Here is a 12767-nt window from a genome sequence, read left to right on the forward strand (position 1 = left end):
ATGGCGGACGCTGCCTTGATGGATCGGGTAATGGGCGCGCTGATCGGCGGGGCGCTTGGCGATGCGCTGGGCATGCCGACGCAGCTTCTGTCGCCGGCTCGCATCGCCGCGCTCTACGGCCATGTCGAGGGTTTCGTCGCGCCCGCCGCCGACCACCCAGTGTCGAAAGGGCTGCCGGCCGGCGCGATCACCGACGATACCGAGCAGGCGCTGCTGCTTGGCCGCATCCTCGTCGAGTCCGGCGAGCGCTTCGACCATGCGCGCTGGGTCAACGCGCTGCTCGATTGGGAGCGCGACGTCAAGGCGCGCGGCAGCTACGACCTGCTTGGCCCATCGACCAAGCGCGCCATCGACGCGATCAACAACGGCGTGCCGGCCGAGGATGCCGGGCGCGGCGGCGACACCAATGGCGCTGCGATGCGCATCGCGCCGGTCGGCATCATGATGCCGACCGAGCCGCTCGACGCGCTGGTCGCCAAGGTGGCGGAAACCTGCCGGGCCACGCACAACACCTCGATCGCCATCGCATCGGCTGCCGCGGTCGCTGCCGCTGTCAGTCTCGGTGTCTCGGGTGGCGATTGGCGCGCCGCTTCCGGCCATGCGGTCGCAGCCGCGAGACTGGGCGCTGCGCTCGGCCATTGGGTCACCGGCGGCGACATGGCGGCCCGCATCGCCTGGGCGCAGGAGCTTGTCCGCGGCAAGGCGGAGAAGGAAGCCATCAAGCTGATCGTCGACCTTGTCGGCACCGGCGTCGCCAGCCAGGAATCGGTACCGGCCGCTTTCGCGGTGCTGGAGGTCGCGCAAGGCGATGCATGGCGGACCGCCGTCATCGCCGCCAATCTCGGCGGCGACACGGACACGATTGGGGCCATCGCCGCCGGCATGGCAGGCGCCTGCGCCGGCCTGTCGAAGTTGCCGCAGGATCGCATCGCCGAACTGTATGGCATCGACATTGCGGAGGTTCGCCGGCTTGCTGCGGATCTTGTCGCCGCACGCCGCTCCAAGGCCGGCCCGGGCAAGGAGGACGCGGCGTGAGCGGGCGACTCGTCCATGTCGGCAGCGCTGTGGTCGACTACGTCTACCGCATCGACGCCTTGCCGGCGGCCGGCACCGAAAAGACCGCGACGAGCTACGCGCGGGTCGCCGGCGGCGGCTTCAACATGATGGTCGCGGCAAGCCGCACCGGCATGAGGGTTGTCTTTGGCGGCCAACTCGGCACCGGGCCGGACGGTGATTTCCTGCGCGCCGCTTTCGCGACGGAAGATATCGAGACGCTGACGCCGCCGTCGCCTCTCATGGATAGCGGCAATTGCGTCGCCATGATCAGCGGTGACGCGGAGCGCACCTTCGTGTCTTGGCCAGGGGTCGAGAGCCGGCTCACGCTCGACATGATGGCGCCGGTCCAAGTCCTTGCGAACGACTGGGTTTTCACTTCCGGCTATACGCTGAGCTATCCCGGCAGCCGCGATGTGCTTGCCGACTGGATCGAGGCGCTGCCGGCCGGCATTCCTTTCGTCTTCGATCCGACGCCGGTGATCGCCGATATTCCGCGACCAATCCTGGACAGGGTTCTGGCGCGTACGACCTGGCTGAGCTGCAACACCAACGAAGCCGCCGAGATTGCCGGCGCCGGCGATGCCCAGACCGTCGCCATCCGGTTGCTCGCCGAGCATTGCCGCAGGGCCGAAGGCGTCATCATCCGCGCCGGCGCCGGGGGCTGCCTTGTTCGCCTCGCCAATGGCGGAACGCGGACCGTACCCGGCTTCAAGGTCACGCCCGTCGATACCAACGGGGCCGGCGACACGCATATCGGCGCCTTCGTCAGCGGATTGTCGCGCGGGATGCAGCCCTTCGAAGCGGCACGCTATGCCAACGCCGCCGCGGCTCTTTCCGTCACGCGCCATGGCGGGTCTTCGGCGCCGACCGACGCGGAAATCCAGGAGTTCCTGACCCAGCGCGGCGAACCGACAACCGCGCTCGGCCGGGCGGAAGCGACTGCAACTTAACAAGCCCGTCAATCGGGCAAACAATGAGAGGAAATACCATGCGCATGCCCAGACTGACCGCACTGCTCACGGCGACCGCCGTCTTCGTCTCCGCCTTCACGCTGGCAGCACAAGCCGCCGAGGAAGTGCATGTGCTCAACTGGAAGGGCTACGGCGCGGACGAGCCATGGGCGGTCGCCAATTTCGAGAAGGCGACCGGCTTCAAGGTGGTCAACGACTTCTTCAACTCCGAACAGGAGATGCTGACCAAGATCCGCACCAATCCCGGCCTCTACGACGTCGTCATGATCAACGCTGCCTTCAACGACCAGGCGATGGCCGGCAAGCTGATCCAGCCGATCGACACGTCCAAGCTCTCCAACTATGCCGACATCGCCAAGGACAAGGCGGGCTCGCCGATGCTCAACCATGACGGCAAGGTCTATGGCGTGCCGTGGGTGTGGGGCCTGACGGCCCTGGCCATCAACGAAAAGTCCTTCGACAAGCCTCCGACGAGCATCGCCGAGATGTGGGATCCGGCGCATAAGGGCCGCGTCATCATCCGCGACGACGCCGTCGAAGCGGTGCAGTTCGGCGCGATCGCTTCGGGTCAGAACATCAACGACATCAAGGATATGGATGCGGTCAGGACGAAGCTCACCTCGCTGATGCCGCAGATCAAGACCTTCTGGAGCTCGGAGAACGACTGGAACCAGATGGTCGCCTCCAACCAGATCGACATCGGCACCTATTGGAGCGGCTCGGCCGATCGCGCCAAGACGCATTTCAAGCTGCCGGTCTCGCTGGTCATCCCGCAGGAGGGTGCCGTCGCCTGGCTCGATGCCTTCTCGATCCCTGTCGGCTCCAAGAACGTCGCCAGCGCCGAAGCCTTCATCAACTATATGATCGACCCGAAATTCTATGTCGAATGGGTCACCAAGGTCGGCGCGCCGGTGTCGGCCAACACCAAGGCGGTCGATGCCCTGCCTGAGGATTCGTTCAACCGCAAGGTCATGGGCAACCCCGACGTCGCCAAGCGCATCCAGTTCCAGGCGCCGATCACCGATGAGCAGCGCGAGAAGTACCTGGCGCTGTGGCAGGAGCTGAAGGTCAACGTGAAGTAATCACGTCTTTCGGGGAGGAGAGGCAGATGGCCGACCAGCTTGCGATCGGTTCGCGCCGCGGACTGAGGCCGGCGCTGCCGCTTCTCCTTCCCGCCTATCTGTGGCTGACGGTGGCGATCTTCCTGCCGTTGTCGGCCATGGTGTTCTTCTCGTTCATGACCGACCTGCCACTGGCGGGCAAAGAGTGGTCGTTCACGCTCGGCAATTACGCGGCCTTCTTTTCGCAAAGCCTCTATTCGCGGCTCTTGCTTTCATCGCTGCGGCTCGGCCTCGAAGTGACGCTGTGGTGCGCCGTCATCGGCTACCCGGCGGCCTATGTGCTGGCCAAGGTGCTGAAGGGGCGCAGCCGAGAGGCGATCTTCCTGCTCGTCATCCTGCCGTTCTGGTCGAACGGGCTGGTGCGCATCTTCTCCTGGGCGATGGTGCTGCGCGAAGGCGGCATCCTCGACACGGCGCTCAACGCGGTGCTGCCGTTCAAGATCAACATCGATCTGATGTATTCCTACCCGGCCGTCATCATCGGCCTGGTGCACTCCTATGTGCCTTACATGGTGCTGACCTGCTACCTGACGCTGCAGGCCATCGACGACTCGCTGATCGAGGCCGGGCGCTCGCTCGGCGCGTCACGGCGGCAGGTGCTGTGGCGGGTGATCATCCCGCTGTCGATGCCTGGCCTGATCGCGGGTGCGGCGCTGATCTTCGTGCCGGTGGTCGGCTCCTTCATGGAGCCGCGCATCCTCGGCGGTCGCACCGGCACCTTCTACGGCACTGTCATCGAGGACCAGTTCGTCGCCGTGTTCAACTGGCCGCTGGGCGCCGCGCTCTCCTTCATCCTGCTCGCGGTGGTGCTGATCATCCTGGCGCTGGCCGCACCCGTCCTGCGGAGGGCCGGCTGATGGCGACGACGCGCATCCTCGAATGGCTCGGGCGCTTCTATATCGTGCTTTTGCTCGGCTTCCTCTATCTGCCGATCATCATCATGGCGGCGATGTCCTTCAACGCCTCGCCCTTCTACCAATTGCCGTTCGAGTGGACGACGGACTGGTACGCCTCGCTCTGGCAGAACGACCAACTGATCGCGGCGACCTGGAACAGCATCGAGATCGCCGTCATCACCACTTTGATCTCAACCGTGCTGGGTTCGATGGCTTCGCTCGCGCTCTACCGCTACGAGTTCCGCGGCAAGAAATTCCTGCAGGCGCTGCTCTTTCCTCCGATCGCCATTCCGTGGCTGATCACCGGCACGGCGATGCTGATCTTCTTCTTCGGCGTCGGCATCGGCCGCGGGCTTATCGCCATCCTGCTCGGCCATGTCGCGCTGGCGCTGCCTTATGTGATCGTCGTCGTGTCGGCCCGGCTGCAGACCTTCGCGCCGGAGTTGGAAGAGGCGGCGCGTTCGCTTGGCGCCAACCAGTGGCAATTGACGATGCGCGTCACGCTGCCCTGGATCATGCCCGGTGTGATCGCCGGCGGGCTGTTCGCCTTCGCCGTGTCGTTCGACCAGTTCGTGGTCTCCTACTTCCTGTCGACGCCCGGCCAGACGACGCTGCCGGTCGAAATCTATGCCGCGATCCGCAAGGGTTTCACGCCCGAGATCAACGCGGTTTCGACGATCATCATCGTGGTGTCGATGGCGCTGATGCTGCTCACGGCGCGCTTCTTCAAATTCGGCGGAGAGAAATAATGGCTGGCGTCCAGGTCGCGAACGTCTCCCGCAGCTTCGGCGCGCATAAGGCGCTGGACGATGTCTCGATCGATTTCGCCGATGGCGGCTTCTACGCGCTGCTTGGCCCGTCCGGCAGCGGCAAGACCACGCTGCTCAGGCAGATCGCCGGCTTCGATTTCCCCGATGCCGGGCGCATCGCCATCGGCGGCGAAAGCGTCGAGCGCGTGCCGGTCGAGAGGCGGCGCATCGGCATGGTGTTCCAGAACTATGCGCTGTTCCCCAATATGAGCGTCGCCGACAATGTCGCCTTCGGGCTATCGGTGCGCGGCGAGGCCAAGGCGACGATCACCGCGGAAGTGCAGCGCGCGCTCGATCTCGTGCAGCTCGGCAAGCTCGGCGGACGCAAGCCACACCAGCTCTCCGGCGGCCAGCGTCAGCGCGTTGCCTTGGCGCGCGCCATCGTCACCAAGCCGCGCGTGCTTCTGCTCGACGAGCCGCTTGGCGCGCTTGACAAAGCGCTGCGCGTCGACATGCAGATCGAGCTGAAGCGCATCCAGCGCGAGATCGGCATCACCACCATCTTCGTCACGCATGACCAGGAAGAGGCGCTGACGATGAGCGACCGCATCGGCATATTGCGCGACGGCAGGCTGGTGCAGGAGGGACCGCCGGAGGAGATCTACGACAGGCCGCAAAGCGAGTTCGCCGCGACCTTCCTGGGCGACGCCAACATCTTTCGCGGCGATGCGACCGGCAACGGGATCAAGCTGCCCGACGGCACGACGATCGCGGCTTCGACAGGCGCATCGGTGCCGGCCGGCGCCAAGGCGAGCTGCGCGGTCCGGCCCGAGCGCATCCGGATTTCGACCAGTGCGGCAAAGCCCGATCCGGCCAATGCCAACACGCTCAAAGGGCAGGTCTCGAAACGCATTTTCGCAGGCAACAACAGCACCTATTTCGTCGACCGTGACGGCCAGACGCTGAAGGTGATCGTCCAGAACACAGGTGCCGAGCGCCTGGCCGAAGGTCAGCCCGTCGTGCTCAGCTGGTCGCCGGACAGCACGGTGCTGATCGCCGCTTAAAGCCGGCACGGGCATCTTGCCAGCGGCCGGCGTTCATGGCGCCGTGCCTGGCGCTCCGCGCCGCAAGGGCTGCTGCCATCGGGTGTTTTCTCCAGCAGGCTCCGCGACCGAACAGATTTGCCGACGCTACCCGAACATTGGCAGGAAATTCTACCACTCACGGTTGACCCTGAAGTGACGTAGCGGCCTATAATTCTACTAAATTCATAGACTAACTGCGAATGCTTGGCGCCGTGAGCGAGACCAGGAGAGCTTCCATGCCGAAAACCGAATCCAATCCAATCGAGCTCGGCACACGGGCCGCCGACTTCATCCTGCCCGACGCGCAGGGCGTACTGCACGGCCTCGGCGATTTCGATGCCAAGCCGGCGCTGCTTGTCGCCTTCATTTCCAATCGCTGCCCCTTCGTGGTGCTGATCCGCGAGGCGTTCGCGGCTTTCGCCAGGGACTATGCCGCCAAGGGCCTGCAAGTGCTGGCGATCAACGCCAATGACCATGAGGCGCATCCCGAGGAGACGCTGGCCCGCATCGGCGAGGAGGTCGAAAAATTCGGCTATTCCTTCCCTTATCTCAAGGACGCATCGCAGCAGACGGCGAAAGCCTATGGCGCGGCCTGCACGCCCGATTTTTTCCTCTTCGGGGTCGATCGCAGGCTCGCCTATCATGGCCAGTTCGACGATGCGCGGCCGGGTAATGGCAGGCCGGTGACGGGCGCCGATCTGCGCGCGGCGGCGGATACGGTGCTTGAGGGCGGCAAGCCCGCCGCGAGCCAGGTGCCGTCGATCGGTTGCAACATCAAGTGGAGCGCCGGCAACGAACCTGTGTGGTTCTCCGGCGCTGCTCGTGCCGCCTGAAGCAGATCCTGCCTTCATTGCCGAGTAGCCATGCCCCAGCCACAACGATCCGCTTCCGACAGCCTGCATTTACAGGCCGACGTGCTGGTGCTTGGCGGCGGTCCGTCGGCAGCATGGGCAGCGGTCGCGGCGGCAGAAAGCGGCGCCAAGGTGGTGCTGGCCGACAAAGGTTATCTCGGCACCAGCGGCGCCACGGCGCCATCGAACACCGGAACGTGGTGCGTGCCACCGGGCGAGAACCGGCATGCGGTGATCGAGCGACGCTGGCAGCGCACCGGTGAACTGGCCGACCAGCGCTGGATGCTGCGCTGCGTCGATACTGCCTATCAAAACCTCCTGAAGCTTTCGGAATGGGGCTATCCGTTCCCCAGCGAGGATGATGGGCGGCTCTACATCGCCAATTTGCGCGGCCCCGACTACATGCGCTTCATGCGCCGATGTGTGCTGATGGCCGGCGTCACCGTGCTCGACCACCACCCCGCGCTCGAGTTGCTCTCGGATGGCGATGCCATCGTCGGCGCGGCTGGTCTTGCCCGGCAAGCGGGTCATGACTGGCGCGTCGACGCCAACGCCGTGGTGCTGGCGACCGGCGGCTGCGCTTTCCGCGAGCGGATACTGGGCGGCACCGGCCTGACCGGCGACGGCTATCTGATGGCGGCGGAAGCCGGTGCCAGCCTGTCCGGTATGGAGTTCACAGGCAAGTACACGCTGGCGCCCCATGGTTCCTCGCTGAACAAGGGCCTGCCATTTCGCTGGGCATCGTTTTATCGCGAGGACGGCTTGCCGATCCTCGGGCCGACTGGCGAGCCATTGCGCAACGGTATCGGCGAGCGCGAGAACGAGGTGGCGCGCGCGCTGATCGAAGGACCGGTCTATGCACGGCTCGACCAGGCCGAGCCGGCGCTGCAGGACTGGCTGCGGCAGGGACAGCCAAACTGCTTCGTGCCCTATGACCGCGCCGGCGTCGATCCCTTCGCCGAACTGTTCCGTATCACGCTGCGCGCGGAAGGCACGGTGCGCGGCACCGGCGGCATCGACATCGTCTCCGACGATTGCGCCACCGGCGTGCCTGGGCTCTATGTCGCGGGCGACGCTGCCAGCCGAGAGATCATCACCGGCGCAGTTTCGGGCGGCGGCGCCGTCAATTCCTCCTGGGCGCTGGCCAGCGGCTGGTGGGCCGGCAAGGGGGCGTCCATCCATGCGAAGCGCCGCGGCGGCGGCAAGGCATTTCGTCGCGAGGTCCGCTCGCTTGGCCAAGCCGGCTTGAGGCCGGCGGCATCGCCGCGAGCCGACATCGAGGCAAGTGAAGTCATCGAAGCGGTGCGCAAGGAGGTGACGCCACTCGACAGAAATTTCTTTCGCAGCGGCGAAGGTCTGGGAAAAAGCAGCGAGCGGTTGGAGAGCGTCTGGCGCGATGTCCGCGACCATCTGCAAGGCGAGGGAGCGGACCGGATCCGCACCCGCGAGGCGGCCTCGATCGCCGCCGCCGGACGATGGTCGGTCGCAGCGGCCCTAAGCCGCGCCGAGAGCCGCGGTATGCATAGGCGCACCGACCTGCCGGGCAAGAGCCAGGCCTTCGCGCACCGGCTGGTGATCACCGGCGTCGACGATTTCCGCATCGACGGCGCGCCCGAGCGCTTCAAAGAGCCGGAATCGTGGGAGCTGGTGTCATGATCGAGATCGTCTCGGCCACGCGCTGCGTCGAATGCGACATCTGCGTCAAGGTGTGCCCGACCAATGTCTTCGACGCCACGCATGGCGTGCCGGTGATTGCCCGCCAGGACGATTGCCAGACCTGCTTCCTCTGCGAGATCTACTGCCCGACCGACGCGCTCTACGTGGCCGAGGCCGCCGAAGGGCCGACCGGCATTACCGAAGCGGAGGTCGAGGAGCGCCGTCTGTTCGGCGGCTACGCCCGCGCGCTCGGCTGGAAGCGCGGCAAGGCCGGCGGCTCGGAATTCGACCCGACGCATCGTATCCGCGTGGCGCAATAGAGGCGAAAACCATGGACCGCATCGTCGTCAGCGATATCAGGAAAACCTTCCAGCTCAAGCCGGGCCAGTTCGTCACCGTCGATGGCGAGGCGACCGACCGCGTGACCGTGCTCGACGGTGTCGATCTTTCCATCCGCAGGGGCGAGTTCATCACGCTGGTCGGGCCGAGCGGCTCGGGCAAATCGGTGCTGCTTGACATTATTGGCGGATTGACCCAGGCGACGAGCGGCGGCGTTCAGCTCGACGGCAGGCGCATCACCAAACCGGACCCCAAAACCGGCTATGTGTTCCAGCAATATGCCTTGTTTCCCTGGCGTACCGCGCTGGCCAACATCGAATATGCCTTGGAGGTGCGCGGCGTCGGCAAGACGGAGCGAACCGCCACCGCACGCCGCCTGTTGTCGTTGTTCGGCCTGGCCGGCTTCGAGGACCGTTTCCCCAACCAGCTTTCCGGCGGCATGCAGCAACGCGTGGCGATCGCGCGCGCCCTGGCCAGCGATCCGGAGGTGCTGTTGATGGATGAGCCGTTCGCCGCACTCGACCAGCAGACGCGCGAACTCCTGCAGGGCGAGCTGCTCAGGATCTGGGGCGAGATCAAGACGACGGTGATCTTCGTCACCCACTCGATCGACGAAGCGATCTTCCTTGCCGACCGCGTGGTCGTGATGACGGCGCGCCCGGGCACGGTGAAGGAGATCATCGACATCGACCTGCCACGCCCGCGCGGCGGCGACATCCGTGCCAGCACCGCCTTCAACGACTACCGGGCCCGTGTCTGGGAGGTGCTGCGCGACGAGGTCAACAAGGCGCAGAAGGATTGGACCCTGTCGCCGGCCTATAGCCACTGAGGAGTTGGAGCCATGGCCTATCTGACCGAAAAGCTTGGTCCCGTTGTCGGCTTTCGCGCCCCCGCTCGCACGGCATCGGCCAAGGTTGCGGCCATCACGGCTCGCAGCGAGGCCCACGGCATCGGGCGCCGCTGGCGCGTGACCGGGCTCGGCACTTTCATCTACGGCCTGCCGCTGCTTGGCCTGTTCCTCCTCACCTGGGAGATCGCGCCGCGGCTTGGCTGGCTGAACCGCATCTTCTTTCCGCCGCTGAGCGAGGTGCTGGTCGCCTGGTGGGATCTGCTCGCCTCGGGCGTGCTGATCGAACATATCGGCATCAGCCTGCAGCGCGCGGCGATCGGCTTTGCGCTCGGCGTGGTGGTGGCAATCCCGCTCGGCCTTCTGATGGGGCGTTATTCGCTGTTCGAAAAGGTGTCCGACCTGCTGGTGCAAACGTTGCGCAACACCTCGCAATTCGCGCTGCTGCCGGTCTTTATCCTTCTGCTCGGCATCGGCGAGGAATCGAAGGTGGCGATCACCTTCTACTCCTCGGTGTTCTTCCTCCTCGTCAACACGATCAGCGGCGTCAAATCGGTCGATCCGCTGCTGATCAAGGCTGCGCGCTCGATGGGCACCTCCGACTTCGACCTGTTCCGCAAGGTGATCCTGCCGGCCAGCATTCCTTCGATCGTCGCCGGCGCGCGACTCGCGGTGAAGTCGTCGCTGTTCGCGGTGATCGGGGCCGAGATGCTGGCCGCCAAGTCCGGCCTCGGTTTCCTGATCCAGAATTCGCAGCTGATGATGGAGACCGCCGACATGTATGCCGGCATCCTGACGCTCACGGTCATCGGGCTGACCGTCAACTACTTGCTGGTCTGGTTCGAGCGCTGGGCCACCGCATGGAAGGGCCAGTCCGAGACCTCGCTCATTTAAGCCATTCAATCAGGAAGGATTTCACCATGACCGTCGCGTTCAACGCATTTCGCCGGCTGCTCCTCAAGGGCGTCGTTTCCGCCGCCATCGGCATTGGGGGCATGCCTGCCTTCGCGCAGGACAAGCCCGAGGTGATCCGCATCGGCAGCACCGCGCCCGGGCACCTCAAATTCGTCCTCGCCCAGAAGGACGGATGGTGGGACAAGGAGTTCGCCAAGGATGGCATCAAGGTCGAGCTGGTGACCTTCAACGGCGGTTCCGAAGCGACGACGGCGCTGGCGACAGGCGCGATCGAGTTCACCTATACCGGCAACAATCCTGCCCTTCGCGTCGCGGCCTCGGGAGCCGACGTCAAGCTGATCGGACTGTCGAGCTATCTGAAGTCGGGCGGCTCCTATGTCATCGTCAAGAACGATTCGCCGCTGAAGACGCTGCAGGACCTCAAAGGCAAGAAGGTCGCCTATCTCACCGGCACCGTCAGGCATTCGAATTTCAGCAAGGCGCTGAACAGCGTCGGCCTGACGACCGCCGACGTCGAAGGTCTCAACCTGCCCTTCGAGGCATCCGGACCGGCACTGCTGCGCGGCGACATCGACGCCATCGTCGAGACCGACTCGACCGCCGCCAAGCTGGTCGACACCGGTGAGGCGAGGGTGCTGTTCGACACGGGCACGCATCCTGAATGGAACGTGCCGAACGTCATCTCGGTCAACGGCGCCTTCGCGGCGAAGTACCCCGATCTGGTCAAGCGGCTGCTGAAAGTCGACATCGAGATTTCGCGCTGGGCCGACGCTCATCCCGAGGAGACGATCAAGACCTTTGTTGAAGCGACCAAGTCGTCGGAGAAATCGGTGCGCAAGACCTATGCCGACGGCCAGTTTCACCAGGATCCACGGTTGAGCGATGACGCGATCGCGGCGCTGAAAGGCGAGGAGAAGTTCATGGCTGGCGCCGGGCTGCTGAAAGGCTCGATCGACTACGGCAAATGGATCGACAGGAGCTTCGTCGACGCCGCGGCCAGTCAAGTCGCCGTGCAGTAGGTGGCTGCGGCAAGGGCCGCGCCGTCCGGCACGGCGCGCGCCGCTCAAATCTCCGGAATGCTCTCGCGGAAAATCACCTGCAGCCGTGGCTGGTGGAGCTCGTAGGGCAAGCCCCTGACGGAGTGGGAGAGGATGTTGAGCGCCTCCCTGGCCTCGACGCGCGGGTTCTGGTCGATCACCGCGTCGAGCGTGCCGTCGAGCAAAAGCTCCTTGGTGCCGTCGGTCACCTCATGGCCGAGGAAGATGATCTCCTTCGCGCGTCCGCGCTCCTTCAGCGCGCGGGCGATGCCGGTGTTGCCGGCGCCGACATTGTAGATCGCGGCAAGGTCGGGATGGCGCTCGAGCAAAGCGGAGGCCTCGGAATAGGCCTTTTCGCGGTCGTCGAGCATTTCGCGCATCTCGACGATCTCGAGGTTGGGAGATTCCTCGGCGACGATGTGGCGGAAACCCATCTCGCGTTCCTCATGGCCGCGATAGGCGAGCGAGCCTGCGAACAGCGCCACCTTGCCCGGACGTCCGGCGCCCATGAAGCGGTTGAGAAGATAGCCGGCCAGCCGGCCCGCGGCGCGGTTGTCGATGCCGATATAGGCGACCCGCGGCACATGCAGGATGTCGGAGGCGATGGTCACGACCTTGATGTCGCTGGCCGAGAGCGAGCGGATCGCCTCGCGCACTGTCGGGTGGTCGAGTGCGATGACGCCGACGCCTTGCGTCTGGCCATGCAGGTCCTGCAGCAGGCGGGCGAGGCGGTCGGGATTGAAGCCTTCGATGGTCGTTACGCGCACGTCGAGATCGGGCCGCGTCAGAGCCTGCGCCTCGATGTGGCGGTGCAAGAGCTTGATGAAGGAGTTGGTACCGGCGGGCAGCGCGAAATCGAGCCTGACCGTCTGTCCCGGCACGGCTCTCTGCGGCGCGCCGTTCGACGTTTCGGCGATGTAGCCCAGGCGCTGCGCCATCTCGATGACGATCTCGCGCGTGCGGGCGCGCACGCCCGGCCGGTTGTTGAGCACGCGGTCGACCGTGGCCGGAGAAACGCCGGCTTCCCGGGCTATGTCTGTCAGGGTTGACCGCACGTCGAGCACCTCATCGCAAGCATCAAAATCACGCAGCTTCCACTCAGTTCCGGAAAACGCCTCCGCGGCGACCGCGATTCTGATGTGAAATGATGTAACCGCCCTTGGCTTGCGCGCAAGCCAGCGCGGTACATAAGGCGGCGAAGGTCCGGCCAAGCCGGTTGGATCGAGGCGAAAGCCCCTCAAATC

At 65.2% G+C, this 12767-nt stretch carries 13 protein-coding genes; 12 read left to right on the top strand and 1 reads right to left on the bottom strand.

Annotated elements, in window-relative coordinates; all coding sequences use genetic code 11:
* From RFM41_RS28515 to RFM41_RS28570, 12 genes are all read left to right on the top strand, one after another.
* Nucleotides 1–1035 carry an ADP-ribosylglycohydrolase family protein gene (locus RFM41_RS28515; RefSeq protein ID WP_320252739.1) on the top strand — a complete coding sequence of 345 codons (1035 nt, stop codon included), beginning with the start codon at nucleotides 1–3 and terminating at the stop codon, nucleotides 1033–1035.
* A complete protein-coding gene (locus RFM41_RS28520) occupies nucleotides 1032–2006 on the top strand; it encodes a PfkB family carbohydrate kinase (protein ID WP_320252740.1) in 975 nt (324 codons plus the stop codon). Before RFM41_RS28515 ends, RFM41_RS28520 begins: the two co-directional genes overlap by 4 nt.
* Before the next feature lie 38 nt (nucleotides 2007–2044).
* Nucleotides 2045–3109: an ABC transporter substrate-binding protein gene (locus RFM41_RS28525; RefSeq protein WP_320252741.1), complete on the top strand. Its 1065-nt coding sequence runs from the start codon at nucleotides 2045–2047 to the stop codon at nucleotides 3107–3109.
* A 26-nt stretch (nucleotides 3110–3135) separates the two neighbouring features.
* Nucleotides 3136–4005 (top strand): ABC transporter permease, encoded by an 870-nt coding sequence (locus RFM41_RS28530; RefSeq protein ID WP_320252742.1) that lies wholly within the window; start codon nucleotides 3136–3138, stop codon nucleotides 4003–4005.
* Nucleotides 4005–4793, top strand: coding sequence for an ABC transporter permease (locus RFM41_RS28535; RefSeq protein ID WP_320252743.1), 789 nt, complete (start codon nucleotides 4005–4007; stop codon nucleotides 4791–4793). The genes RFM41_RS28530 and RFM41_RS28535 overlap by 1 nt, the downstream gene beginning before the upstream one ends.
* Nucleotides 4793–5857, top strand: a complete 1065-nt coding sequence (locus RFM41_RS28540) for an ABC transporter ATP-binding protein (protein WP_320252744.1) — start codon at nucleotides 4793–4795, stop codon at nucleotides 5855–5857. Before RFM41_RS28535 ends, RFM41_RS28540 begins: the two co-directional genes overlap by 1 nt.
* Nucleotides 5858–6114: 257 nt before the next feature.
* A complete protein-coding gene (locus RFM41_RS28545) occupies nucleotides 6115–6711 on the top strand; it encodes a thioredoxin family protein (protein ID WP_320252745.1) in 597 nt (198 codons plus the stop codon).
* 30 nt (nucleotides 6712–6741) lie between these two features.
* Nucleotides 6742–8385, top strand: a complete 1644-nt coding sequence (locus RFM41_RS28550; protein WP_320252746.1) for an FAD-binding protein — start codon at nucleotides 6742–6744, stop codon at nucleotides 8383–8385.
* Complete coding sequence (locus RFM41_RS28555) at nucleotides 8382–8705, top strand: 4Fe-4S dicluster domain-containing protein (protein ID WP_320252747.1); 324 nt, start codon at nucleotides 8382–8384, stop codon at nucleotides 8703–8705. The genes RFM41_RS28550 and RFM41_RS28555 overlap by 4 nt, the downstream gene beginning before the upstream one ends.
* Before the next feature lie 11 nt (nucleotides 8706–8716).
* Complete coding sequence (locus RFM41_RS28560; protein WP_320252748.1) at nucleotides 8717–9553, top strand: ABC transporter ATP-binding protein; 837 nt, start codon at nucleotides 8717–8719, stop codon at nucleotides 9551–9553.
* Between the two features lie 12 nt (nucleotides 9554–9565).
* Nucleotides 9566–10465 carry an ABC transporter permease gene (locus RFM41_RS28565; protein WP_320252749.1) on the top strand — a complete coding sequence of 300 codons (900 nt, stop codon included), beginning with the start codon at nucleotides 9566–9568 and terminating at the stop codon, nucleotides 10463–10465.
* A 26-nt stretch (nucleotides 10466–10491) separates the two neighbouring features.
* On the top strand, nucleotides 10492–11505 hold the full coding sequence (locus tag RFM41_RS28570; protein WP_320252750.1) for an aliphatic sulfonate ABC transporter substrate-binding protein: 1014 nt from the start codon (nucleotides 10492–10494) through the stop codon (nucleotides 11503–11505).
* 44 nt (nucleotides 11506–11549) lie between these two features.
* Here RFM41_RS28570 and RFM41_RS28575 read toward each other — a convergent pair whose 3' ends face one another.
* Nucleotides 11550–12578 (bottom strand): LacI family DNA-binding transcriptional regulator, encoded by a 1029-nt coding sequence (locus tag RFM41_RS28575; protein WP_073985445.1) that lies wholly within the window; start codon nucleotides 12576–12578, stop codon nucleotides 11550–11552.
* Between the last annotated feature and the right edge of the window lie 189 nt (nucleotides 12579–12767).

The sequence above is a fragment of the Mesorhizobium vachelliae genome, from assembly GCF_033977325.1.
Lineage (GTDB): Bacteria > Pseudomonadota > Alphaproteobacteria > Rhizobiales > Rhizobiaceae > Mesorhizobium > Mesorhizobium vachelliae.

What these genes read in the sequence shown, in the direction of transcription:
- RFM41_RS28570 (WP_320252750.1), top strand. Translation starts at nt 10,492, where the DNA reads ATGACCGTCGCGTTCAACGCATTTCGCCGGCTGCTCCTCAAGGGCGTC.
- RFM41_RS28515 (WP_320252739.1), top strand. Translation starts at nt 1, where the DNA reads ATGGCGGACGCTGCCTTGATGGATCGGGTAATGGGCGCGCTGATCGGC.
- RFM41_RS28540 (WP_320252744.1), top strand. Translation starts at nt 4,793, where the DNA reads ATGGCTGGCGTCCAGGTCGCGAACGTCTCCCGCAGCTTCGGCGCGCAT.
- RFM41_RS28530 (WP_320252742.1), top strand. Translation starts at nt 3,136, where the DNA reads ATGGCCGACCAGCTTGCGATCGGTTCGCGCCGCGGACTGAGGCCGGCG.
- RFM41_RS28565 (WP_320252749.1), top strand. Translation starts at nt 9,566, where the DNA reads ATGGCCTATCTGACCGAAAAGCTTGGTCCCGTTGTCGGCTTTCGCGCC.
- RFM41_RS28525 (WP_320252741.1), top strand. Translation starts at nt 2,045, where the DNA reads ATGCGCATGCCCAGACTGACCGCACTGCTCACGGCGACCGCCGTCTTC.
- RFM41_RS28545 (WP_320252745.1), top strand. Translation starts at nt 6,115, where the DNA reads ATGCCGAAAACCGAATCCAATCCAATCGAGCTCGGCACACGGGCCGCC.
- RFM41_RS28555 (WP_320252747.1), top strand. Translation starts at nt 8,382, where the DNA reads ATGATCGAGATCGTCTCGGCCACGCGCTGCGTCGAATGCGACATCTGC.
- RFM41_RS28535 (WP_320252743.1), top strand. Translation starts at nt 4,005, where the DNA reads ATGGCGACGACGCGCATCCTCGAATGGCTCGGGCGCTTCTATATCGTG.
- RFM41_RS28560 (WP_320252748.1), top strand. Translation starts at nt 8,717, where the DNA reads ATGGACCGCATCGTCGTCAGCGATATCAGGAAAACCTTCCAGCTCAAG.
- RFM41_RS28550 (WP_320252746.1), top strand. Translation starts at nt 6,742, where the DNA reads ATGCCCCAGCCACAACGATCCGCTTCCGACAGCCTGCATTTACAGGCC.